General features: G+C 49.5%; 21 protein-coding genes. 9 read left to right on the top strand and 12 right to left on the bottom strand.

The window, feature by feature from the left end; all coding sequences use genetic code 11:
* The first annotated feature begins 766 nt into the window (after positions 1-766).
* Positions 767-2,170 (top strand): hypothetical protein, encoded by a 1,404-nt coding sequence (locus C8U37_RS03870; protein ID WP_108031958.1) that lies wholly within the window; start codon positions 767-769, stop codon positions 2,168-2,170.
* A gap of 333 nt (positions 2,171-2,503) precedes the next feature.
* Here C8U37_RS03870 and C8U37_RS03865 read toward each other — a convergent pair whose 3' ends face one another.
* Both C8U37_RS03865 and C8U37_RS03860 read right to left on the bottom strand, forming a co-directional pair.
* A complete protein-coding gene (locus C8U37_RS03865) occupies positions 2,504-4,525 on the bottom strand; it encodes an ABC transporter ATP-binding protein/permease (RefSeq protein ID WP_108031957.1) in 2,022 nt (673 codons plus the stop codon).
* A gap of 107 nt (positions 4,526-4,632) precedes the next feature.
* Positions 4,633-5,286 carry a TetR/AcrR family transcriptional regulator gene (locus C8U37_RS03860; protein WP_108031956.1) on the bottom strand — a complete coding sequence of 218 codons (654 nt, stop codon included), beginning with the start codon at positions 5,284-5,286 and terminating at the stop codon, positions 4,633-4,635.
* 157 nt (positions 5,287-5,443) lie between these two features.
* On the opposite strand from C8U37_RS03860, the gene C8U37_RS03855 reads away from it, so the two are divergent.
* The 6 genes from C8U37_RS03855 to C8U37_RS03830 all read left to right on the top strand — a co-directional run bounded on the left by C8U37_RS03855 (position 5,444) and on the right by C8U37_RS03830 (position 12,799).
* On the top strand, positions 5,444-6,427 hold the full coding sequence (locus C8U37_RS03855) for a lactate/malate family dehydrogenase (protein ID WP_108031955.1): 984 nt from the start codon (positions 5,444-5,446) through the stop codon (positions 6,425-6,427).
* 206 nt (positions 6,428-6,633) lie between these two features.
* Positions 6,634-7,566 carry an ABC transporter ATP-binding protein gene (locus C8U37_RS03850; RefSeq protein WP_245879750.1) on the top strand — a complete coding sequence of 311 codons (933 nt, stop codon included), beginning with the start codon at positions 6,634-6,636 and terminating at the stop codon, positions 7,564-7,566.
* Positions 7,563-8,393 (top strand): ABC transporter permease, encoded by an 831-nt coding sequence (locus C8U37_RS03845; RefSeq protein ID WP_281257480.1) that lies wholly within the window; start codon positions 7,563-7,565, stop codon positions 8,391-8,393. The genes C8U37_RS03850 and C8U37_RS03845 overlap by 4 nt, the downstream gene beginning before the upstream one ends.
* Before the next feature lie 43 nt (positions 8,394-8,436).
* Positions 8,437-10,245, top strand: a complete 1,809-nt coding sequence (locus C8U37_RS03840) for a DUF4153 domain-containing protein (RefSeq protein ID WP_108031953.1) — start codon at positions 8,437-8,439, stop codon at positions 10,243-10,245.
* 313 nt (positions 10,246-10,558) lie between these two features.
* Positions 10,559-11,782, top strand: coding sequence for a MalY/PatB family protein (locus C8U37_RS03835; protein WP_211306117.1), 1,224 nt, complete (start codon positions 10,559-10,561; stop codon positions 11,780-11,782).
* A gap of 126 nt (positions 11,783-11,908) precedes the next feature.
* Positions 11,909-12,799 carry a DMT family transporter gene (locus C8U37_RS03830; RefSeq protein WP_108031952.1) on the top strand — a complete coding sequence of 297 codons (891 nt, stop codon included), beginning with the start codon at positions 11,909-11,911 and terminating at the stop codon, positions 12,797-12,799.
* A gap of 313 nt (positions 12,800-13,112) precedes the next feature.
* Here C8U37_RS03830 and C8U37_RS03825 read toward each other — a convergent pair whose 3' ends face one another.
* The 9 genes from C8U37_RS03825 to C8U37_RS03785 form a co-directional block, all read right to left on the bottom strand.
* Complete coding sequence (locus tag C8U37_RS03825; RefSeq protein WP_108031951.1) at positions 13,113-13,484, bottom strand: hypothetical protein; 372 nt, start codon at positions 13,482-13,484, stop codon at positions 13,113-13,115.
* Positions 13,485-13,894: 410 nt separating this feature from the next.
* Positions 13,895-14,749: a MurR/RpiR family transcriptional regulator gene (locus C8U37_RS03820; RefSeq protein WP_108031950.1), complete on the bottom strand. Its 855-nt coding sequence runs from the start codon at positions 14,747-14,749 to the stop codon at positions 13,895-13,897.
* Between the two features lie 19 nt (positions 14,750-14,768).
* Complete coding sequence (locus C8U37_RS03815; protein WP_108031949.1) at positions 14,769-15,689, bottom strand: exonuclease domain-containing protein; 921 nt, start codon at positions 15,687-15,689, stop codon at positions 14,769-14,771.
* A gap of 47 nt (positions 15,690-15,736) precedes the next feature.
* Entirely contained in the window at positions 15,737-16,027 is a 291-nt protein-coding gene (locus C8U37_RS03810) for a hypothetical protein (RefSeq protein ID WP_108031948.1), read from the bottom strand.
* Positions 16,028-16,485: 458 nt separating this feature from the next.
* Positions 16,486-17,196 (bottom strand): Crp/Fnr family transcriptional regulator, encoded by a 711-nt coding sequence (locus tag C8U37_RS03805; protein WP_108031947.1) that lies wholly within the window; start codon positions 17,194-17,196, stop codon positions 16,486-16,488.
* A gap of 88 nt (positions 17,197-17,284) precedes the next feature.
* Entirely contained in the window at positions 17,285-19,162 is a 1,878-nt protein-coding gene (locus tag C8U37_RS03800) for a heavy metal translocating P-type ATPase (RefSeq protein WP_108031946.1), read from the bottom strand.
* A 386-nt stretch (positions 19,163-19,548) separates the two neighbouring features.
* Positions 19,549-20,943 (bottom strand): L-cystine transporter, encoded by a 1,395-nt coding sequence (locus tag C8U37_RS03795; RefSeq protein WP_108031945.1) that lies wholly within the window; start codon positions 20,941-20,943, stop codon positions 19,549-19,551.
* A gap of 664 nt (positions 20,944-21,607) precedes the next feature.
* Positions 21,608-21,829: a heavy-metal-associated domain-containing protein gene (locus C8U37_RS03790; RefSeq protein WP_108031944.1), complete on the bottom strand. Its 222-nt coding sequence runs from the start codon at positions 21,827-21,829 to the stop codon at positions 21,608-21,610.
* Positions 21,830-21,914: 85 nt separating this feature from the next.
* Entirely contained in the window at positions 21,915-23,300 is a 1,386-nt protein-coding gene (locus tag C8U37_RS03785; protein WP_108031943.1) for an alanine/glycine:cation symporter family protein, read from the bottom strand.
* Between the two features lie 145 nt (positions 23,301-23,445).
* On the opposite strand from C8U37_RS03785, the gene C8U37_RS14385 reads away from it, so the two are divergent.
* Positions 23,446-23,736, top strand: coding sequence for a hypothetical protein (locus C8U37_RS14385; RefSeq protein WP_146161803.1), 291 nt, complete (start codon positions 23,446-23,448; stop codon positions 23,734-23,736).
* 69 nt (positions 23,737-23,805) lie between these two features.
* On the opposite strand, the gene C8U37_RS03780 is transcribed toward C8U37_RS14385, so the two are convergent.
* Positions 23,806-24,162, bottom strand: a complete 357-nt coding sequence (locus tag C8U37_RS03780) for a YtxH domain-containing protein (RefSeq protein WP_108031942.1) — start codon at positions 24,160-24,162, stop codon at positions 23,806-23,808.
* A 244-nt stretch (positions 24,163-24,406) separates the two neighbouring features.
* On the opposite strand from C8U37_RS03780, the gene C8U37_RS14435 reads away from it, so the two are divergent.
* Positions 24,407-24,571 carry a hypothetical protein gene (locus tag C8U37_RS14435; protein WP_170100180.1) on the top strand — a complete coding sequence of 55 codons (165 nt, stop codon included), beginning with the start codon at positions 24,407-24,409 and terminating at the stop codon, positions 24,569-24,571.
* The last annotated feature ends 241 nt before the right edge of the window (positions 24,572-24,812 follow it).

The following is a 24,812-nucleotide window of genomic DNA, read 5'->3' as shown; positions in this document are numbered from 1 at the left end:
AAGTATGTTGCCGTTAACGAACCCAATTTATTGATGCGACAGAGGGGGCAAATATTTTGCCATTAAAGCGTATGAATTGAAGGATCGGTTCCGCTCATCCCAATCGCGACCGATTGCAAAAAAGTATCTGGCTGAAGGATCACTATCCATTTTTGGCGTGCAATTTAATGGCCGCTTCAACATGGATTTCCGTTCCCAAGGCAACGGAAAGATTCTCGGAATATAATCGACAGAAAGTCTGTTTTTGTTTATTAAAAACCAGAGAAAAAACAAAATAACTACAGTCATTTGCAGTTCGGAGTCTGTTTAAAGGCGTTTGTGACGATTTTTTATTGTTGAAATTCGCAATATAACTGATGTAAAAATATTTGTTTTATTGGATGCTGATATTTCTGCTGATCAAAAAGTGAGGGACGGGAGAGAACAGGGAGGGATGCTTTTCGTAAAATCCTTATAGGTTGGGATTCATCAGTCACTGTGCTATATTTGTACGCTAATGTGACAAATGTCATTTCATGTATAGTATAGCACCATCGCATGAAAACGTCATCTAATAACTGAACATTTTTATATCAACTGATTGGAATTTGTATAAATTTCAATAAATTCTATGTAGGATGTTTGTTTCAGCTTTCAGTTAATTGCAAAATTTTCAGTATTTGGCAGCCGAACTGGTTCGGTACGTAGGCTTTCTTGCTTTGTTTTGTAAGCAATATGGTAAAATAGATTTAGAGTTGTAAGGGATTACGTTCCGGAGGTGCGGAAGATGAAAGGTGATTACGATCTATTTTTTGAGTATTATTGCGCGGTTTATGACTATGTGCTAGCTGGAAAAGTCGTGGTGACTGAGCATACGTTGCATGATTTCCTGCATACGCAACACTATTATCGATTATCCCGCGAGGCGCAACGTTTCGCGAAGCAGTTTGCTGATGAAGATATCGCTGTGGATCGGCTGCTGCTGAACGAACAAGAAGCACACGAATGGTACCTCTTCTATTACAAACAAAACTTTCCTGCGGGATATCCTTTCAATCATGCGAACTTGGAATTCATGGAAGGGGAATATGAGTTAAAGGACTTTTCGCCGATAATCGGTCCTCTTGGGCACCAGCCCTTGCATGCGGGGATCTTGCGGAAAAGAGTGAATGAAGATTATTTTATTTTCCCTTATTTCAGGAATCAAGTGAAGTTGTCGCACCTCATTCTCAGGCCTATTGTAAACAAATTAATGACAGAAAACAAATATAATGTCAGGAAGTCGATTGAACTCGTTCAGTTGTTTGAAGCTGAGGCAATTGGGTCGGGTTGGAAACCTGACAGAATCAAAGCACAGATGGAAGAAGTGTTGCGGCAACAGTTACACTACCGCGTCAGTTATTCTGACATAAAAAAACTGTGGCTGCAGATGATTTTCATCAGCTTCCGTTACGAAAAGGATGAGACGAGCTATATCCAGTGGGAGCAGCATGATTATGCAGATACCGTCCGGAAATTGGAAAATTTTGCGGCGGTTTTGGATGGTAATCCGGACATTCAGCTGACAGCCGAAGAAGGCGCGTTGCTGAAATGGGTCCGTTTCGTCGTATTTCGATCCCGTGGCATGCATGACAGGGCAAAGGGAGAGGCGCACAAGCTATTGGAACGCGAAGAATTGGTGGTGGGGGCAAGTAGGCAACCGTTGTACACTAAGTTGGAAATTGTGCCCGTCAATGATACTTACAAGGATTTGGTTGTCCGTAAACTGTCGATCGATTTTCGGGATATTTTGGTCTCCTACTTATTGGATAGCTACATAGCCGATCGGAAATATGAAGCAGCCTTTTTCCTGTTGCAACAATCCGATCCTTATTTCAAGCAATTCATCCCTCGTTATTACCGCAGTGCAAACAGCAACAAATGGATGTCCGGGGAGGGCGAAGTTTCGACCGAGCAGCTTTTTCGGGAGCAGTTCCAACGGGTGCGTATTGTTCTGGGGGATCATTGGGTCGATGCGCTGCACAAAGAGATCGAACAAGAAGCGAAGGAAGGCGTTTCCCTGAAGAAGGACGCGTTTGATTGGTTGCTGCGATACTTATACAATGTGATGAGCATCTTCCATGAAATGCAGGAAAGCGAATTGGCCGATCAGATGAACGCCTTTTATGCGCAGATTCGCCTTGCGGAATAAACAAAAAGAAGCAGCCGACAAAATCCGGCTGCTTCTTTTTGTTTATTCTTAGTGCTCGACTTCTGGAGCGGGATTTGTCGTATCCTTATAGTTGAGTTCTGATTCGCAGATACCGCTCCCGTTTCGCACCCCACGATGTGAACAAAAGAGGTTCACTTCGTGGGGTGCTCCAACGTCCGGGTATCTAAACGCGAATCATCACATCCTTATAGTTGAACTCTGAATTGCAGGGGGTTCCGCCTAAGTTGACATTACGTCACGGCCAAAAAACGGCCGTTCTCGTAATGTCCTCTTAGTGCTCACCCCCTAACCGCAATTCATCGTATCCTGTTTTTAATCGTGTCTGAGGGCTTCTACTGGGTCGAGGCGGGCTGCTTTTTGGGCTGGCATCAGGCCGGCAACCATACTGATGATCACGCTGGTGACGATGCCGAATACCGCAAACGCCGGTGTCATATTCAGGATGGCTGTGTCAAACAGATTCTCCACAACAATGTTTCCGACAACGGTGATGAGATAGGCGATGCCTACACCCAGAATTCCGCTGAAAAGACCGATCAGGAAGGACTCGGAAACGAAGATGCGGCGGATATCTTTCTTCCGGCCGCCGATCGCTTTGATGACGCCAATTTCTTGAGTTCGTTCGACAACGCTGATGTAGAGTACCGTCAGAATCATGATGGCGGACACGAACAAGGAGATGCCGGCAACGCCGGAAAGGATGTAAGTGAAAATATCCAACATCTGGGTGAAAGTGGACGCCAGGGCATCCGCTGAAGAACCGCGGTAACCTAAAGCGGCTACCTCATCTTTGATGGATTGGGTATTTTCAGGATCGTCGGATACCAAGTAGACAACGTTCGGCTCCACTTCCATATTGTTCTCTGCAGTCAATGTTTCAAAGGAAGCAGCCGACATGTATACCGACTCGAATGCGCCGATAGCTTGGCCGGCTGTGTAAATGCCGCTGATGATGTAATTTTTTTCCAACGACTCGCCGTCTATGGTAACGTCCAGGGTTACTTCTTTTCCGATGGCTTCTTCCGGAGTAGCGCCCATCTGATTGGCGATGCCTTCTGTGACCAGGATCTCGCCTTCTTCGGGAAATGCACCATGCAGGATGTTGGAATCGGTCATGCCTGAGGTTGTTCCGAAAGTCATGAAGGAGTATTTATTCTCCTCAAAGATGACATTATCGCTTCCGATCGTAAAGGAAGTATAGGCCAGATTGACTTCGGCGACATGCGGAATATTCCGCAATTCCTCAATGTTTTCTTCTTCGAACGGATCGGACTGCGTTACGCCCGCAGGAGGACCCGATGGCGTAGATCCGGCAGGTATCTCAGCCCCGGTGGGAGTTGTGATCATCATGGATGAATCAGTGTTTTCGCTATTGTTGGTTTCGATGACGATGGGCATTTGGACCTCGCTGACCAGTGGGTTGACATTGGCGTTCATCGTTTCGGTCAGGTAGTCATTGACGCCTTCGCCAAGGGACAGCATCACGATGATGCTCATGATTCCGATGCTGCCGCCAAGAGCGATCAGGATGTTCCGGGCCAACTTTTCCTTCATATTAAGAAGGGCCAGACGGATTGCCGCAAAAAAAGTGAGATTTTTACTCTTACTCTTCTGCTGCAGTTCAAACGCGTTGTCGTGCAAGGCAATCTCGCCTTGTCGGATATCCCCGATGATTTTTCCGTCATCGATTGTGACGACGCGCGTGGAGCGGGCCGCTACTTTCTCCGAGTGGGTGACCATGATGACAAGTTTGCCGGTTTTGGCGATGTCCTGGATGATGTCCAAAACCTGGTCCGTCGTCTGTGAGTCCAAGGCTCCGGTAGGTTCATCGGCAATGATGATATCCGGATCGTTGACCAAGGCTCTGGCGATGGCGACACGCTGCTTTTGCCCGCCGGATAACTGGCTGGGTTTCTTTTTGTATTGGTCGTCAAGGCCGAGTTGCTTCAGGACTTCTCTCGCCCTTGCGACGCGGGTCTTTTTATCGACGTTCGACAAGGTCATCGCCAACGTGACGTTATCCAGCACGCTGAGGTGGGAAACAAGATTGAAACTCTGGAAGACGAAGCCGATCTTTTCTTTATGGTAATTCACGAAATCTTTTTCCTTGAACGTGCTCATGTTTTGGCCGTCAATGGTTATTTCGCCTGAGAACTGGCTGTCCAGACCGCCCAACAGATTCATCAAGGTTGATTTACCGCTGCCGGATTCGCCGACGATTGAGACCAATTCGCCTTTGTCCAAGGAAAGGTTGACGTCCTTCAGTGCCTGGAAATCTTCCGAGCCGCTGATCGGGTAAAATTTATTCAGATTTTTTAGTTCGACAAAAGCCATAGTGATGGGTGCCTCCTTATTATTTTAAAAGAAATGACGATGAGTGAGTGTTTACTCACTGTTTGATTAGTCAAGTATAGCGATTCGGGAACGGGCTGTCAATGCTATTACTTATCGGGTCTGAGTCCTTTGACGATCTGTTGGGTCAAATAAGTGATTTCGGCTTCCTTATCACGCTTTGCATCCGTGAAAAGAACGTAATGGGTCAGGTGATTGCCGAACAGGAGGCTCATGATATATTGCCAAATGACGGGATTCGGCCAATCGACGATCTCGTTTTTCTCTTTATATCCGTCGAGGATCATATAAATGCTTTCTATCAAATCTTTGGGGATCATGGTGATGAATTCTTGGCAGCGCTGTTTGTCGTACATCATTTCGCTGATGAAAATTTTGCCGGATTGGAAATGCTCTTCGGGCATCATAACATCCTTGCGCACGATGAATTCCACGAACCGCTCGAACGGCGCGTTCTCTGCAGAACTGCGGAACTGCTGCACTTGGGCGAGCGCTTCCGTTGAGATGATGTCGCGCAGAATCGGGAAAATCGTAGCATAAAGCAAATTTTCCTTGGTTCCGAAGTGCTTATAGATGGTCCCTTCGGCAACATTGGCCGCTTTGGCGATATCCTTTGTGCTGGTGTTGGAGAATCCTTTTGTCGAGAAAAGCACCACGCAAGCATCCAGAATATCCTGCATTTTGGGGGTCAAACCTTCTTTACTACGAATTTTTTGTTTTAAAGCTTCCACAAACTTTTCCATTTAACGTATGCTCCTCTTGGTGATGTTGCTTCCATAGTACTCGGACCGACGGATTATTGCAAGCCGACAACATGACAGGCTGCTTTCGCGAAATACATGTGATAAATCGCCGGAAAGATGCTAAGATGAAAGTATGATGAGAACTGGAGGGAAAAAGATGCACAAAAATAAACTTGTTGTGGTGGGTGTGGGTCACGTAGGTTCGTATGTGTTGGCGGATGCGATGAAATTGAGGCTTTTTGCGGAAATCGCGACAATCGATATCCTGGAGAATGTTGCCCATGGGGAAGCCTTGGATCAGGCGCACGCGACCGCGTTGACCTATATGTCCAATGTGGATGTACACGCCGGGGATTACTCTGATTGCGCGGATGCGGACGTGATCATTATCGCTGCCGGGCCGAGTGTCCTGAAGGATGATAAGAACCCGAATGCCATCCCGGATCGCGCCTCCTTAACCGGGAAAAATGCGGCGGTCATCCGTGAAGTGATGGCTGAAATCATAAAATATACAAATGAGGCCATCATCATTCTGATCACAAATCCATTGGACACGGTGACCTATATCGCGGCCAGCGAATTCGATTATCCGGAAGGGCGGATTTTCGGGACCGGTACGATGCTGGACTCTGCCCGTCTGCGGAAAGTGATTTCGCAACAGTATGGTGTCGATCCTAAGAGCGTGACCGGCTACATGATGGGCGAGCATGGATTCACCGCCTTTCCGGTGGTGAGCCGATTGGCCATCAACGGCATCCGCTACGATGAGTTCGGCACCCATTTCCCGGAAGTGGAGACATTGGATCCCGAAGCAATCGGGGCGGCGGTCGTGAAATCGGCTTATGATGTCCTGAATGGGAAAGGTTGGACGAATGCCGGGGTTGCGCAATCAGCCATCACCTTGGCGCAAGCAGTCCTGTTGGATGAAAAGAGCATCCACCCCGTCTGCACTATTCTGCGCGGGCAGTACGGCCATGACGGCGATGTTGCCTTGAGCATGCCTTGTCTGATCGGCCGCAACGGCGTGGAAAAACAATTCGGGGTCGCTTTGGATGAGTGGGAAACCGCCAAACTCCATGCTTCCATCGACTATATCCAATTGGCGATGAAGGATGCGAAGACGGGTCCGTTCAAAAAATAAAAAATGTAAGGGTGGGACAGCGGAGAGCGATAAACATATATCGCTCTCCGCTCTTTTTATTTTTAAGGTTATGCAGCGCTGTAGGCTCCCGCAAAATTTGACAAATACTGGACAGCGTACCCATAATTAGGGTGTAGGAGTTTCTTCTTGACAGTGATAAATTCACTTTTGGGTACGTTTGCAGTTTTTTGGGAAAGTCAGGTGGAATGATGGTAGCCATTATCGATGTGAAGGGTTTTTCGAAATATTATGGAGATTATCTTGCGGTAGAGAATGTTTCTTTCGAGGTGGAGGAAGGCAGCAGCTTTGCATTTCTTGGGCCGAACGGTGCAGGTAAGAGTACGACAATCAATACCTTGTGCACGATAATCGATAAGACATCCGGAACGCTCTTGATTGATGGGCAAGATGTTTCTAAGCAACAAAAAAAAGTCCGCAAAGCAATCGGCATAGTATTTCAGGAACCTACGCTTGATCAGCAGATGACCGTGCAGGAAAATCTGGTTGCCCATTGTATCCTCTATGGGGTCCCTAAGGATGAAATCGGGGAAAGAATCGGAATCTTGCTGGACCTTGTTGATCTGGTGGAATGGCGGAACAGTTTGGTATCCACCCTTTCCGGCGGGATGAAGCGTCGGGTTGAGATTGTCCGTGCACTTGTCCATTATCCGAAAGTCCTTTTTTTGGATGAACCAACGACCGGACTGGATCCGCAGACCCGCAATCGCATGTGGGAATACATCCTTAAGCTCCAGAAGGAGAAAAATATAACGCTTTTCTTGACGACCCATTATATTGAAGAAGCGGAAGTGTGCGACCGGGTTGCCATTATGGATGATGGGAAAATTATCGTCAACGATAGCCCGCAAGCTTTGAAGGCGCAGTACACGAAGACGCGGGCCATATTGAAGGTGAAGGATCCGCGCAAAGCGGAAATCTGCTTATTGCAACAAGAGTTCCAATATGAAAGGAAAGGGGGATACTTGCATCTTGACGTGGCCGACATGGGGAAGTTCATCGAGATGATCCATTCGTTGAAGCAGAACATTCTGGATATGGAAGTCACAAAAGGTAGTCTGAATGATGTTTTTCTTGAAATTACAGGCAAGGAAATCCGGGAAGGCGGTGACACGGATTGAGAGCCATCTGGACATTATGCTTGCGTAATCTCCGTAATTTTATGCGCAATCGCATCCGATTATTGATTACTTTTCTTACGCCTTTCGCTTTCATTTATGTATTGTCATCCCTCTTTCAAAATCAGCTGCAAGAGAATTCTGTTAACCATGTTATTGCCGGGGTGACCATTGCCACTGTATTTCAAACATCATTGAATATCGCAGCTACGACGATTGAGGACATCAGTTCCGGTTATATGAAGGAAATTCTGGTCAGCCCCATCAACCGATTCCAGATAGCGTTCGGACAGTTGTTGGCAGGTGCCTTGATTGCGACTATGCAGGGTTTCAGCATTTTTGTGATTGGAATGTTTACTGGCTTAGGTTTCGAAAAGCCGCACACAATTGTGTTGGTTTTCCTGTCGATGTTCTTGGTGGGGATGGTCTATTCGGCGCTGGGGCTTTGGATTGCGACAGTGGTGCGCGATGCGCAAACCTATCAAATCGTCGGGCAAGCGGTCGTTCTTCCGCTGGTTTTCCTATCCGGGGCGTATGTGCCTGTGAGCCTTTTTCCGAAGTTCCTGGAGTATCTGTCCTATGTCAATCCCATGACTTACACAACCATGTTTTTTAGGGCGATTGTTTTGGAAAATAACGGAACGGATGCTGAAATGGTCAGAAACGGGTTGGCACTTAATCTCGATGGGTTCATATTCAAACCGTGGATGAGCGGCCTGACCGTATTTGGCTGTGGGCTTGTATTCATTACTATGGCCACAGTTACATTCCAACGGGCGGATTTTACACATAAGCGAAAACGAAGAAAAAAGGCAGAGAGGGTCAGCTAGAATTTTTCCCCATTGTCCATACTGTAATAAAGGAGTGGTAAAAATGAAATTCAAAGACGCAATGCGGACGGCCTATAAAGGGATGGGGCGTTCGATCAGTCGTTATCCGTTGACTGTTCTTTTTCTGATTGCAGTCGCGGTATTGAACAGCTTCATGATCGAAAATCCGCGCGAGGATTATGCCCGCTATCTGTTTACTTTCTTGGTTGGGGCGATGCTGAGCATCGTCGGCCAAATGATTTATGAACGCTTCTTTACGCAAATGAATGCCCGCTATCTGCTGATGGGCGGCGCTGTGTTGCTTGCGACTGGCTACTACTTCGCGGTCGGCCCGCAGACTCAGTACAATATAGCCATCAGTGTAAAAACAGGGGTAGCGCTGTTTGCGCTTTTGATCGCCTTTATTTGGATCCCTTCGATAGCCAGTGTGAAAGTGCCGTTTCATCGAAGCTTCCTGTCCGTGTTGAAGGCATTCTTTATTACGATCCTTTTTTCAGGAGTGTTGACAGCCGGAATCAGCGCCATTTTTTACGCTACTGACTATCTTCTCTTCAACATCGATTACAAAATTCTTACGCATCTTATGAATATCGTCGCCTCCTTGTTCGCACCGATCTATTTCTTGTCGATGACCCCACTTTACCCGGGCAAACGCGAAGAAATGATACCGGATGAGGCATGGGCGAAGCGAGGGGAAACACTCGACCGTCAATTTATGGTTCCTCGTTTCCTGGAGATCCTGATTTCCTACATCATCATTCCTTTGACGGCTATTTATACGTTGATTCTTGTGATTTATGTCGTCATGAACATCCGCGGGGATTTCTGGACAGACAATCTGTTGGAGCCGCTGCTTGTTTCCTATGCGATCATCGTCATCATCGTCTATATCCTCGCCTGCAATCTCGAGAATAAATTTGCCGATCTGTTCCGCAAGGTTTTTCCTAAGATCCTGATTCCGATCGTCGTCTTCCAGACCATCGCTTCCTTCCTGAAGATCAGGGAGATGGGCATAACGCATGGCCGCTATTATGTGATCCTGTTCGGCATTTTTGCTACATTCGCTGGGGTGATCTTCAGCTTCATGAAACCGAAGCACAATGGGTTGATCGCCATCGCATTGTTGGTGCTGTCGGCTATTTCCATCATTCCGCCAATCGATGCCTTCACGGTCAGCAAAAATAACCAAATCAGCTTTTTGGAACAGAAACTGCTGGAAAACGATATGCTCATCGCTAATGCAATCGTTCCGAAAAGCGATGTCTCCCTCAGCGACAAGATCGTCATCACGAAGGTCGCGTCCTATATCGACAACATGGGCTACAATAAAGAGGTGGGTTATCTGCCGAGCGACTTCAATGTCTACAGCGATTTCACCGATACCTATGGATTTGACATGACCTATTCCGAAACGGATTATCCGCAAGGCGAAGGCGAGTTCGTCTATCTGAACTGGGATGCCGATCCTATCGTCGGAATTGCGGGCTTCGACGTCATGGTGCACCAGTATCTTTACTACTCCGAAGTCGAAACGAGCACCGTAGAAAGTACCGATTTCGAAGCGAATGGACAACAATACCAATTGGAAAAAAGATTGGATGGCGCGTATTACGTCCTGACTGTGAAGGATGCGGCAGGAGCTGAACTGATAGCCTACGATACCCGAGAAGTGTACGATACCATTTTTGAGCAGGCCGCAACATCCGGTTTCGACAAAGGGAATCTGACGATTAAGGATGCGACGATAACTACCGAAAATGAACGCATCAGAATGAATATTTTGGTCAATTCCTTGGAACGCACGCCGGATTTCACCGGTGGAGATCTTTACCTCTTCATTGAATTCAAATGAATAAGAGGTCAGCAAGAACACTTTTAAAGCCTTGGATGCGCAAATGGAGCGTATCCGGGGCTTTTTTTATTTTTTTCAGCGAATGATCGTGTGAGGAATGATGACGTATGGGAAACGGTTATTGCTTAGGCTTTTGGAGTTGGTTTTGAATTCCGTGTGAGCTTTTGTGACTGATTTTGTTATGAAAAATTCGACATGAACCGAAAATCCCCTTATAGTTAATTTCATGATTGAATTGCACTTATTAATAAGGTGTTGATCCGACTCTTGTGTGATTAAATCTTACACAAGGAGGAAGGGAGAGATAGATAGTATGGTGTACGGGATGGAGATTGAAGGAAACAAAAAAATATATGATTTCGAATCGGTCATCAGCAGAAAAGACAAAGGCTCCGTGAAGTGGCAACAGATGTATCAATGGATGCCGGATGTAGCCGATGATGTGGTGCCGCTTACGGTAGCGGACATGGAATTCCGGACTGCGCCTGAAATCACGAAAGGCTTACAGGAATATTTGGAAGACAACATATTGGGCTACAGTATTCCTACCGAGGACTACTATCAAGCCATCATCGATTGGCAACGGCGCCGGCACAATTTTGAGGTGGAGAAGGAATGGATCCTGACCAGTCCTGGCGTCGTCTCTGCCTTTTATGCGGCGGTCAGGGCTTATACTCAGCCAGGTGAGGGTGTCATCATCATGACGCCGGTTTATTATCCTTTCTTTGGAGCCATTGAAAACGCGGGCCGGAAAGTCGTCAGGAATCCGCTCTTGAATCGCGCGGACGATTATACGATCGACTTCAAAGGGCTTGAGCATCTCTGCCGCAAGAAAGAGAACAAGCTGATCATTTTCTGCAGCCCGCATAATCCGGTTGGAAGAGTCTGGACTGAAGAAGAGCTGGCCCGTTTAGCGGATATTGTGCTTCGTTATGACATGATCATTGTAGCGGATGAAATCCATCATGACTTGATCATGCCCGGTTACGAACATAAGGTCTTCCAGACGCTTTCCCACGCAGTGGCGGAAAGGACGATCACCTGCACTGCGCCATCCAAAACATTCAATCTGGCTGGGCTGTGCACTTCCAATATCATCATCAAAAATGAGACTTTGCGTAAGAAACTGTCCGCTGCGCTTGGAAGCGTCGCCTGCGGTATGGTCGGGACGCTTGGGTTGGAAGGGTGCCGGGTCGCCTACAATGAAGCGGAACAGTGGCTCGACCATCTGATTCCGGTCATCGACAGGAACCAGCATCTGGTGCGCGACTTCTTCGCCGCAAATTTCCCTAAAATAACCGCACCCTTGGTTGAGGGGACGTATCTGCAATGGGTGAACTTCAAGGCACTGGGATTAGCGCCGGAAGAATTGGAGCGGTTTATGCGTGAAGAAGCGCAGTTCTTTACTGATGAAGGTTATATTTTCGGTGAAGAAGGCGAAGGATATGAGCGCATAAACCTAGCGGCACCGACCAAAGTGATCGAAGACACGCTCAACCGTCTCGGAGAAGCGTTGTACAGAGTTTACGACAAATAAGATAGAGTACGGAACGCGGCTAGTTGTGCGTTCCGTATTTTTCTGCGCGGAAATCATCCACGGCCGGTGAACTCTGTGATATGATGGGTGTACTATTTTTTATCAATCAGAGGAAGGTGTGGGGTTGTGTCGAAAGGAAAAGGGAAAGTGATGCTGTCGATGCTGATTTTCGGGACGATCAGCATCTTCGTTAAGAATATCGATTTGGCCTCTAATCAGGTTGCCTTCTTCCGGGGTGCTTTGGGGAGTCTGTTTTTATGGGGGACTTTGTGGGTGCGCAAGGAAAGGATTCCACTGGCGTTGGTCAGGAAAAATGCGAAGTTCCTGTTGCTGTCGGGTTTTGCGGTCGGCATGAACTGGATCTTGCTGTTTGAAGCTTTCCGTTACACGACTGTATCGAATGCGACCTTGAGCTATTATTTCCAGCCGATTATCATGACGTTGTTGGCGCCGTTCGTCTTCAAGGAATCCTTGACCGCGAAGAAGATCGCTTGCGTCCTGTTGGCGATGTCGGGGATGTTCCTGATCATCGGCGTGAGTCCCAACTCTGGGAGTTATAACCATCCGGTCGGGATCGGTTTCGGGTTGGCTGCGGCGTTCTTTTACGCGGTTGCTATCCTCTCAAATAAAAAAATCAGCGGTCTGGGCGGCATCCCTTTGACGGCTTTGACGCTCGTCATCGCAACCGGAATTCTCACTCCGTATGTCGCCCTTACTTCCGGTTTCGGATTGGGAAAATTGACTGGAGGCTCCATCACCAGTCTGCTGGTTTTGGGGATCATCCATACGGGGATTGCCTATGTGCTGATGTTTGCAGGCGCACAAGCGGTCGAGAGCCAGACCTTCGCTGTGCTCAGCTATGTCGATCCGGTGACGGCAATCGCGGTTTCGGCGCTGTTTCTGAAAGAAGAACTGGCGCCTCTACAGCTGGCGGGTGGCGTGCTGATACTGGTTGCGGCCTTCCTGAACGAATTTCTTGGCAGCAGAGAGAAGCAAATAGCGATCAGCGAAGAGTAGCGGAATAAGCCGGTATGCTTGAGCGGCCGTTCGCCGACCGGAGGAGGATGACGGAATGTGCGTTCAGCTCCGCTGAAGGGGCTGCTCGCCGGAGGACGCCGGCAACAATCGGGCTTAACTCCGGCGAAGCCGTGCTCATCGGAGAACGTAAACGGAATGCATCCTGAACTCCGGCGAAGCCTCCGTTCGCCGGAGAAGAACAACCCATCTGCCGGGTTTTGAGAGTGCGCGAACAGAAAGTAACCATCTAACGGCAAAAAGGACAGTCTCTAAGTGAGCCAGTCCTTTTTGCCGTTAGGCATACATTCAGATGTTAAGCGATTTTCGTCATGCGCTTCAGGATGGCCTGCTCCCACCTGTCATAGTGATTGACTGCGAACTTGAGGAGTGTCCCGTCTTTCCTTTCGATGACCAGCGCTTTGCGGAGGCCGTAAGTGCCCGGGCTGACGCTCTGGATGTCATCATATGGGATGGCGATGTCGTAGATGCCGTCCTCGAATGCTTTTGAAAAAGGTTTGAAGAAAATTTTCGTCATAATCTTGGATACTTCAGGCATATCGAAGCGAAGCTGTTTATCGGTCAGAAAGCCATAGCCGTCCAACGCCGACCGTTCACTGCGGCACCAACTCATCCTCCCGCTGTACAAGGTGATTTCCCCGGATCTGTCTCCCATTTTTTTGAACATATGAATTCCTTCTTCCGCAAACAAAAAAGTGGCAATGTTTCTGCCTTCATTATACCAAGAAGCCTTCTGATGGACCAAAAAATATACAAAAAAACCCGAACAAGTTTGTCCGGGTTCAGTCGAGCAGAAATCCTCGCTACGTATGGCAGTACATAGTTGAGATGGCTTCTGCTCAAGGGTGGAACCAAAATTGATTTCCGACGCTTACTGACTGAGCGATCTCACGTCGGGAGGAGGATCCTGTCATTAAGAAATGAAGGTTCCTCTTTTATGGATGTTTTCAGTATAAGCCATAACTATTTGCGAAAAAAGATGCCGAGCCACTAATGAAAGAAATCTCTCACAACTTGCATCCGTATGGCTTGAACGGTGAGAGAAACCTTTCAGAAGGAGTGGCTTTCCGATGGTCATCACCAAGTGATTCGGCTGATTTTTTTGTAGTAATCCATCTTCAGTGCGACATTGTGATCGTAATCCAGTTTGAAATAACTGGTATAGAGGCAGTCCAGCAAGAACAGCAAAGAAAGTCTGGTCGAAAACGAAGAAATTTTGTTGTAGTGGCTCTCGTTCGAACTCATGTACAGGTGGTGCGTGGCAGCATCCGCAAAGGAGATCTCATCGGTGGATGTGATCAACAGGATAGGCGATTGGTTATTCTTCAGGATCTTTACGATTTCGGGAATAACCGTACCTCTGCCTCCGTATGAGACAACGATGGAAAGATGCGAAGAATCGCTGGCGGCCGCAGTCAGACGTTGATGATATTCTTCGATCGGGACGTTGACGAATCTGCCGATTTCCTGCATCTGGAACTTGAAGTTCTCGGCGAAAAACAGATTCCCGGCTGAGGTATACAGATCGATGGCCGGCATTTTTTTCATCAAAGAAGCCGCCTGCCGTAGCTGTTCCAGATCCAAGTTGTTGAGCGAGGACACCACGGTCTGCTCATAGAGTTCCTGCATCGTCCGTGTGATCTGGAATTGGGTTTCATTGGAATGAATCGGATAGTTGAAATCCAAGGTCGTCCGTTCCTTCAGATAGTCGCCTACCGAAGAAGAAACCAGGATCTTCAATTCGGAGAGACCGGCCAAATCCAATTTTTTGCATAAACGATAAATCGTTGCGTTCGAAATGAAGCTGGCTCCGCTGATTTCTGCGGAAGTCATCTTCACGAAAGCTTCGGGATTTTCTTTTATATATGCAACCAAAATTTTTTCATTTTCTGTCAAGCTCACTAAATTGTCCATTTTGCTGAAGATATTCATGGTTGGCACCTCATTGTTATTACTGCTTCAAAAAAACACGCAGGAAATCCGATTCGGAAAGCAAGGTCAGATTGTGGCCGCTGCCCTGGAGTTCGCGGACAGTCTGGATTTTTCGGCTTTCGCCGGGTGTGCCGATCTTGCGCCAATCGCTATCGGAGACGACCAAGTAGAGCGTTTCATAGCTCAGGTTGACGTCGAAATGGCCGCCGACATCGACGACGAGCTGGGCCAAATCAGTGCGCTTCAATTTTTTGAAACGGCCGGTGAAGCAGACATGCTTGTCGTAAAAAGCGTGCTCTTTGTCGAACAGCAGGCTTTTCGGCTTGAGCGGGGCCGTCTTGGTCCGGGCTGCCGGCTTGCGGGCGCCGCCTTTCGCCACTCCGAAAGCGTGCGAGAACAGTTTGCCCATCCGGTACTGGTATTCGTCCAGAAAGCCTTGGATGTCGTAATCGTATTGCGCCAGCATTTTGCTGGTGATCAGTCCGCAGGCGACCGCATCCTCCACCGCATTGTGGTGATTATCGATCGTCATGCCGAAGTAGTCCAAGACGGTCGGCAAGCGGTTGTTGTGCAGATCCAGCATGCGCTGTGCCATTTTGCAGGAACAGAAAAACTCATTCTGCATTTTCGGCAGTCGATGGGTTTCAATCGTCTGTTGCAGACAGCTCATATCGAATTGGGCGAAGTGCGCCACGAGCGGATATTCGCCGATGAAGGAGCGGATTTCCGGATAGAGTTGGGCAAAGTCGGGTTCCGCGGCGATCATCTCCTCCGTGATGCCGTGGATCTGGATATTCCCGCGGCTGAAATATTGGCGCGGATTGATGAGCGCGTAGTAGCGGTCGACTTCCTTGCCGTCGGAAAATCGGCTCAGTCCGATGGAACAGACGCTGTCACCACGGCTGTTTGCAGTTTCAAAGTCAATGGCGACGTAATCCATGTGTGTGCTCCTTTGTTTGTTTGAATGGGTTTATGCTGCATCAGCGACTATTGCTGTTGCATTTCCATGACTTGTTGGTAATAAGGGATCATACTGCCCAGAGCGGCACCGATGATGAAGAACAACAGCATGCGGATCAGCATATAGGCCCAGCTTTCCGAGTAATCGCGCGCCGGATTTTTATTGGAGAGTCGGAAGAGAAAGAACATGCCGATACCCGCAATCCAACCGATACCCGACAGGAGCGCCTGCGAGGTGACCGGGTTCAGGTAGCCGACCACAAAGCCGACAACCACAGCAAAGACCAGCAAGATCCGCTGCTTCATTTTTTCTGTCATCTATAGTTCCCCCTTTTTGGTAAGCCTATTCTACCATAAAGCCGGCTCAAGGAATACGGGGGTGAACCGGCAAAAAAGGAGCAGATTTTGGATCTGTCGGGCGTTCTAAGCGCAGCGTGACGCAAACAGTCGAGAAAAAGCCTATCTGTCAGGTAATCCAAGCGTCGCGCGCCGCAAACAGTCGGGAGAACGCCTATCTGTCGGGTGATCCGAGCGTCGCGCGATGGAAACAGTCGAGAGAACGCCTATCTGTCGGGTAATCCAAGCGTCGCGCGCCGCAAACAGTTGAGAGAACAGTTATCTGTCGGGTGATCCGAGCGTCGCGCGCCGCAAACAGTCGAGAGAACACCTATCTGTCGGGTAATCCGAGCGCAGTGCGACGTAGATAACCAACATTCTGCTTCTCATTTGGCTGCAAATCAAAAAGCCGTCTCATTAAGAGACGACCCTTAGGAGTTTCACAGGAACAACAAACCATCCAGATCGAGGATGACGATTTCCCGGTGGTTCAATTGTTTGATGAGATGCTGGTCCTCCAGGGAACCCATTTTGCGGCTGATTGTTTCCGGGGTCGTCCCGAGGTAGGAAGCCAAATCCTTCTTCGCCATCGGCAGCGTGATGGTGTCGCCGTCTTTCGTTGCCAATTCGGCAAGGTAGAGGGCTAAACGGGCTTCGACTTTTTCGGTCGCCACGTAGGTCGTCTGCCTTTCTGATTTTTCCAGACGGTTTGAGAATTCCTGAAGTAATTTAAAGGAAATCGCCGGATATTTCAATAAAAAGTGCTGCAGATCGCTCCGTTGCATCCGGCAGACTTGGGTGTCCTTCACCGCTTCGGCGTAGGCTTCATGCTTCGATTCGCTGAAGAGAGCCAGTTCGCCGGTGAAATCGCCCGGGTTGAGGAAGCGCACGAGCTGCTCTTTCCCGGATTCAGCCAGCCGGTAGATGCGGATCAGGCCGGAATGGATGATGTAGAGCGTATCCGAGGTGTCTCCCGGACGATAGAGCAGTTCGCCTTTTTTGTAACTTGCCGGATGGGTGACGGACATGATTTCGTCCATCTGATCCGGCTCCAGGTGATTGAAGATCGGCACGAGCGAAATGCAGGAATTGTGCGTATTGCAGGCGCAGGATTTGCCGCAATCGCGGGCATTTTTCTGAGTATGGTTCATATATATTTAAAATCCTCCTTTTCGGAAAGGGACAGGTAATTGTTCGGTCATCTAAATTGTACCGCAATCCAGTGTAAGTCTGCGATGTTTAGCTTGGAGAAAAAACTTTCTTCCGCTTGAAGCCAATCAAACGCATGGCGTTCAGGATGACGGCCAGGATGCTGGCTTCATGGATGAACATGCCGCTCGCCAGATGGACCGATCCCATCAAGACGCCCGCCAAAAGGATCACGACGACGGCCACTGCGATGGTGATGTTCTGCTTCATGTTGCGCATCGTCGCCTTTGACAGCGAATAGGCATGGGAAAATTGCAGCAACTTATCGGCCATCAGCACGACATCCGCCGTTTCCATCGATATGTCGGTCCCGCCTTCGCCCATGGCCAACCCAATATCGGCGGTCGCAATGGCCGGCGCATCGTTGATGCCGTCCCCGGCCATCGCCACAACGGCTCCGTCCGCCTGCAATTGTTTGACGAAACGCACTTTATCCTCCGGCAGCAGCTCGGCATGGAAGGCATCCAATCCCAATTGTTCGGCTACTGCTTGGGCAGTGTGGCGGTTGTCCCCCGTCAGCATGATGATCTGTTTGATGCCGTTTTTGCGCATCTCGGCCAGAGCCTGCGGTGCGTCCTCGCGGATCTGGTCGGCAATGGAGAAGAGTCCGGCGAGCGTCCCGTCGATGGCGACGAAAACGACGGTATTGCCGGTCTTTTCGCGTGCGACGGCATAACTTTCCGCGCTTCCGCTGATCGGGATACCGGCCTGCGCCATCAGTTTGCGGTTGCCGGCTACAAGGCGGCTGCCAGCGACGGTCGCCTTCAAGCCATGGCCCTTGATGATTTCCGTGTCCGTCGGGGATTCCGCAGTTTCCAAACCGTGATGATGTGCGTATTTCACGATCGTCTGGCCGAGGTGGTGTTCGGAAATGCGCTCGGCAGCGGCAGTCAAGCGCAGCAGTTCGTTGCGGCTGACTGCGTCATTCACGATCTGGATGTCGGTCACTTCCGGTTTTCCCTTCGTCAAGGTGCCGGTCTTGTCGAAGACGATCGTATCAACTTTGGAAAAACGATCCATGACCTCGCCGCCTTTGACCAGCACGCCATGCTTGGCTCCATTGCCGATGCCGGCAACGTTCGAAACGGGCGCTCCGATCACGAGTGCACCCGGGCATGCAATCACAAGGAAGGTGATGGCCAGGTGCAGATTGCGCGTCAAAACGTAAACGATGATGGAGAGCGCAACGATGGCCGGTGTGTAATAATTGGCGAAGGCATCGAGAAAGCGCTCGGCCTTGGATTTGGACTCCTGCGCCTCTTCAACCAGCTCGATGATTTTTGCGAATGTCGTGTCGTCGCCGACTTTTTCGGCAATCATTTCGATGTAGCCTTCGTCCACCAAGGTCCCCGAAAAGACTTTGTCGTCCAAGGACTTGTTGGCCGGGATCGCTTCGCCCGTCACGGCGGCTTCGTTGATGGCTGCCTGGCCTTTCACGATGGTGCCATCGACCGGTATTTTTCCGCCCGGCTTGATGACCAGCCGATCCCCGACGGCAACTTCTTCTACCGGAACCACTGTCTGAACGTCCTCGCGCAGAATGGTGGCCTCCTGCGGCGCCATATCAACCAAGGAACGCAGAGAGGAGCGGGTCTTCTCCAACGTGCGGGCCTCCAGGAAGTCGCCGAACAGGAAAAGGAAAGTGACGACGGAAGATTCCGTGTATTCGTGGATAAAAAGTGCGCCAACGACGGCAATCGTCACCAGCAGCTCGATGCTGAAAGCTTTCATCCGCAACGCCAGATAGGCTTTGTGGGCGATCGGAACCACCGCGATGAGCGTCGCGAGGATAAGAGAGTAGTCGGCTGCGGTTGCGTATCCGAGGGTTCCGAGCGTGAATCCCAGTGCGATCAGGATACCCGAGAGCGCGGTGATGCGGTTTTTGTATGTGTTGATCCATTTGATCATTTAAATGACCTCCTATTGTATTTCCTATAGCTTAAGCATACGCCATCAAACGGGAAAGCGACTTGATGATGGTCAAGCTTTGGAAGCGGAAATAGGCGATGGTGCCTTCGCGGAATCGGCGCGGCGGATGAGGGGGAGCGTAGCCCCAGCTCCGGCGAACGGAGGCTGCGCCGGAGTACGGCCCGCATTTAAGTCGTGTGCTCCGATGAGAACCTGCTCGCAGGAGAAGAGCCCGCACATTACCGCTGTCCTCCGGCGTGGGGAACCTCGTCGGAGGAACGCAGCGTTCCCGGTCGCTCAATGGCATCCGAACAAAAAAAGCTGCCCGCAAATTGCGGGCAGCCAAGTCCTTCGCCAGGACAGATGATTATTTATAGAAGAAAAGACTAGATGGCATCCCCATCAACAACAGCAGCGTCATCGTTCAGGACGGAGGAGTCGAATTCCCCGATGTTGCGGGAAGAAACGACACCGGCCAGCATGCTGTCGTTTACGTTGGTCAAAGTACGCATCATGTCGATGACCGGTTCAACCGAGATGACAAGTCCGGCGATCGTGACAGGCAAGTTCATGGCGCCCAATACGATCAAAGCTGCGAAGGTCGCGCCGCCGCCGACACCGGCAACGCCGAAGGAACTGATCGTAACGACCAGGATCAGCGTCAATACGAAGCCGATGCTGGTGACGTCAATGCCCAGAGTGGGCGCAACGATGGTCGCCAGCATGGCAGGGTAGACGCCCGCGCAACCGTTCTGACCGATCGACAGTCCGAAGCTTGCCGCGAAGTTGGCGGAGGCATCATCGACGCCCAAAGCCTTTGTCTGCGTTTCAACGTTCAGTGGCAGTGCGCCAGCGCTGGAGCGGGCAGTGAAGGCGAAGCTCAATACTGGGAAAGCTTTTTTGAAATAGGTGATCGGATTGACGCCGACTGCTGCCAGAATCAAGCTATGCATTAGTAGAACGACAAGCAAAGCAGCATAGGAAGCGACCACGAACAGCCCCAAGTTGACGATGGCTTGGTAATTCGAGGTTGCCATCATTTTGGTCATCAAAGCCAAGATTCCGTAAGGAGTCAAGCGTAGGACCAAAGTGACGATGCGCATAACGATCGAGTGGATGACCTGAATTCCTTTATTGAACAAAGCGGCATTTTCGGGTTGTTTTTTCTTGATGCCCATATAGGCGATCCCGACAAAAGCGGAAAAGACAACGACGGCGATTGTGCTTGTGCTGCGCAGGCCGGCCAGATCCTGGAAGATGTTGGTCGGGATGAAGCTGAGTACTTGGCCAGGGATCGTCAAGTCAGCGACCTGCGTCTGTTGGGTCGTCAACGCTTCGATCCTTGCGGTTTCGGCGGTGCCTTGCGTGAATTGTGCGCCGTCAAGATTGAAGAGGATGACGGATGCCCATCCGATCAGGGCAGCGATGGCGGTTGTGCCAAGCAACGTGCCGAGAACGGATCCGCTGATTTTGCCAAGATTCTTGGTTTCTTCGATGCGGGTAAATGCGCCCACGATCGATACGAAAATCAACGGGATGATCAGCATCTGCAGGAAGCGGACATAGCCGTTTCCGACGATGTTGATCCAATCGATGGCAGTGATTGTGATTGTGCTGTCCGGTGCAAAAAGCAACTGAATGGCTGCCCCGAAGATGATACCCAAAGCTAACGCGATAAAGACGCGTTTTGAAAATTTGACATGTTTGGCGCCCAAACGGTAAAGTGCGAAAAGCAATGCCACAAATACTGCTAAAATAATGACAATGGAAATGATGTCCATTTGAATTCCTCCTTTGATTTATCTATCCCGAGAACGTAAAAAAGCCCTCGTCCCTATACTCCAAATGCTTGGAATACAGGGACGAAAGCTCTTCGTGATCCACCCTTATTCGCACGACCCTCGCGGATCCTGCCTTATGGAGTACGCAAAATCAGCCATACTCCTGTACGCTATCGGGTACAAACCGAAACGGCACTAACGCACCGTCTTGCTCCGAGACGCATTTTCGCTTACCAGACCATGCCTCTTCCCACCGACCGAGGCTCTCTTTGATGACCGTGAAAGGTACTTCTTCTCTTCAACGCACAACTGTTTTCATTTGTGTTTTCATGATAGCACGCTTATTTTTTAAAAGCAAACGATATCCCTCGATTCGGGAATAAATAGATTCGTGGGAGTGATGGATGCGGGCGGAAATGATGGATAACTGATAGGAATCCATGGTTCTGATCCCGAATCCGGATGAAAAGATGGATAACTATCAGGAATCCATGGTTCTGGCCCCGGATGTGGCTGAAATGATGAATAACTGACAGGAATCCATGGTTCTGGCCCCGAATCTGGATAAAAAGATGAATAATTAACCGTAATTCATGGTTTGGGAAGACACCGACAACAAAAAAGCAGGGGCCGCCTCGAAAATGAGGCGGCCCCTGCTGATAATCTAGGATTCTTTGACCGATTGGACTTCGTAACCCAACTTTTGGATCGTTTCGCTGATGTCGTCACCGGAAGTTTTGTTGCCATCGAACGCGGCTTTGACTTTGCTGGAGTTGAACAACACTTTGACGGATTCGACACCATCGATTTTGCTGACGGCGGATTCGATTTTCTTGACGCAGGACGGGCAAGTGACGGGGCCTAATTGGATAACGGCTTGGCTCATGATTCATTCCTCCTATTTGTCTGGTATTACTATAGTATAGACGGAATTTCCGGCAAAGCACTTGACCGGCATCAAGTATTCGAGATCATTTTACGTCGTAATCGTAGAAGATGCGGCCTTCCAATTTGCAGCGGTCGTAATCTTCCAAAATGCCCTTGACTTGATTGGACAAGTAGAAGAGACCGAACAAGTTGGGGATGACCATCAAGGCATTGAAAGTATCGGCAAGCATCCAAACGATATCGACTTCCTGTAGCGCACCCAAGAAGATGAAGATCGCCACTAGAATCTGATAAGGCAGCACGCCTTTCGTTCCGAAAAGGTACTTGATGTTCGATTCGCCGAAATAGTACCAGCCAATGATCGTCGTGAAGGCGAAGAAAGTCAAACAGATAGCCAAAAGGACGGATCCGCCGCCTCCGAAGGCGATGGAGAAGGCGGCTTGGGTGACTTGCGCACCCTTTAGAGCAGGATCCAGATAGGATTCGGTCACTAAAATGATCAATGCTGTGGCCGAACAGACAATCACCGTATCGATGAAGACACCAACCATCGCGGCCAATCCTTGCTGCACCGGGTGATCAACGTGCGCCACGGCATGCGCATGCGGCGTCGAACCCATTCCGGCTTCGTTCGAAAACAAGCCACGTGCCACACCTTTTTGGACCGCTGCTCTTACGGAAGCACCAGCGATACCGCCGATTGCGGCTTGAGGCGTAAAGGCTCCAACAAAAATCATTTTGAAGGCAGGGACCACATTATCGCGGAAGAGGAATAAAATAACGAGACTGGCAACGATATAAACAAGCGCCATGATAGGAACGACGAATTCGGCAAATGAAGCGATGCGCTTCATTCCGCCTGCGAAAATCAGGATGGCTGCCACAGCGACCAAGAGTCCGGTCACCCATTCCGGAATGGCGAATGCGGTAGTCAAGGCCGAAGCGATCGAGTTGGATTGCACCATGTTACCGATGAAACCCAAAGCTACGATAAGCGAAACAGAGAAAAATTTAGCCAAAGCATTGGAACCGACCCCTTTGGAGAGGTAGAACGCCGGTCCGCCGACAAGATCACCCTTGTTGCGGTCGCGCATCCGATAGACTTGCGCCAGGATAGCTTCGTTGAAGATTGTGCCCATACCGAGGAAAGCGGACACCCACATCCAGAAAATGGCTCCCGGTCCGCCACCTAGGATGGCCGTAGCCACACCTGCCACGTTTCCTGTCCCGACCTGAGCGGCAATGGCTGTCGCAAGGGCTTGGAAGGAAGACATCGAGCCTTCCTGAGAAGCGTCTTTTTTGAACAATTTACCGAAAACTTGTTTGAAAGCTTCCCACATGCGCGTGACTTGCGGGAAACCGAAGCGGATCGAAAAGTACAATCCGGCGAACAGCAGGCCATATGTCAGAAAGTAATCCCATAAGAGAACATTCACATAGTCGGCCAAAAAATTATATATTGTATCCATATAATACCAAATCCTCCAATAAGTGCATACACACCATTTTATTATATATCTTTCACATTCTATCGATATCACCTAGCCATGTCAACGGAATTGTGAAACTTTCATTAGAAAAAGCCGTCACAAGGGAGGAAAGGATTAGATTTCCGTGATTAAAAACACATGTTTCATTCCGGGAGCTATGTTTGCACGCGGCAGTAAGCTCGGTTTTTTGTCCGTTAAATTAGAAAATGATGAGAGTTCAGCCTGGGGCAGGCATTTTGGGATCTTGTTTCGCGGAACAACAAATGGTGGTTGTAAGCGATACATTCTTATTTTGCGGAACATAGCATTGCGAATGCGCTTGTCCTATACTAATGACATCAATTCATATCCGGAAATCACGGCACAGCAACATTCCGGAGCGATCATCACGCCCGAAGCGATGGAGCGGGTTTAACATTGCCAAATAAAAAAAGAGTGGACAAGCTATCCGATGGGGATACTTTGTCCACTCTATTTGTTTGCACTACAACGTCTTCAGCGCTTCTTCGATCGGATCGAGTTCATCGGTTGCGGGAACGGCCGCTTCGCCTTCGATTTCGGCGTCGTATCTTTCTTCGGCTTCCGGAACTTTGGCGGCGAATTTTTGTTTTACGGTGTCGGTCGTTTCCTGGGCCTTTTCTTTTGCTTGATCGACGGCCTCTTGCGCAGTTTCCTTCACGGTTTCTTTGACCTGATCGGTGTAGTCCATCACCTTGTCCAACGCTTCATCGGCTTTGTCGGCCAAATCTTTGCGGATGTCCTTCCCTGGCTTCGGTGACAACAGCAGGGCGATTCCTCCGCCGATCATAAGCCCTTTGACGAAACTGGAAAATTTTCCCATCTTTGGTTCCTCCTTTATTCACTACGAATACTGAATGCAAAAAACGGATTGGGTGCTTGAAGTCAAAACACAGACGATTCTATACCTTCAGTATAAGCCACGCCCGAGCTGAAACAAAACAAAAACAACTGGCCGCCGCTAACTATCGCCCATCTTGCTGTTGATCTGAAGCATGCTCATCCGGCCGGTGTGTTCCAGCATAAATTCTTGACAATCCCACCCCTAAAGGAGGCATTGACACACCTTGGTGGGCTTTCTCAGCGCCAAGGCCGGCGATATGGGAATCCTGGCCGTGAGGAAGGAGCACGAGCGCTCGCTGCTGGTGTATCTGCTCATATTGCCCGGCCTGTTCTTTGCGTTCGCCATCGTCGGTTTTTTGATCGCCAATCTGATCGGCCCGCCGGACTGATACGATAGGAAAAGCGCCCTTTTCGGGGCGTTTTTTGTTTGGGGAAAGGGATGCGCTTTGAACATTAAGAGGTATCAGCTTAATCCGCTTGCTCATCTCCGATGAGCGCCTGCTGGCCGGTGTTGGATGCCTTGCGGAGGTCTGTTCTCCGGCGAAGCCACCGTGGTCGGAGGTGATGATCTTTTTGGGATCTCCTTCTCCGGCAGGGAGTGTCCTCACCGGAGGAAAAGGCCATACGCTT

The sequence above is a fragment of the Trichococcus patagoniensis genome (genome assembly GCF_003051085.1).
GTDB lineage: Bacteria > Bacillota > Bacilli > Lactobacillales > Aerococcaceae > Trichococcus > Trichococcus patagoniensis.
The sequence above is the reverse complement of the archived record's forward strand: the minus strand, read 5'-3'. Positions and strand labels throughout refer to the sequence as shown.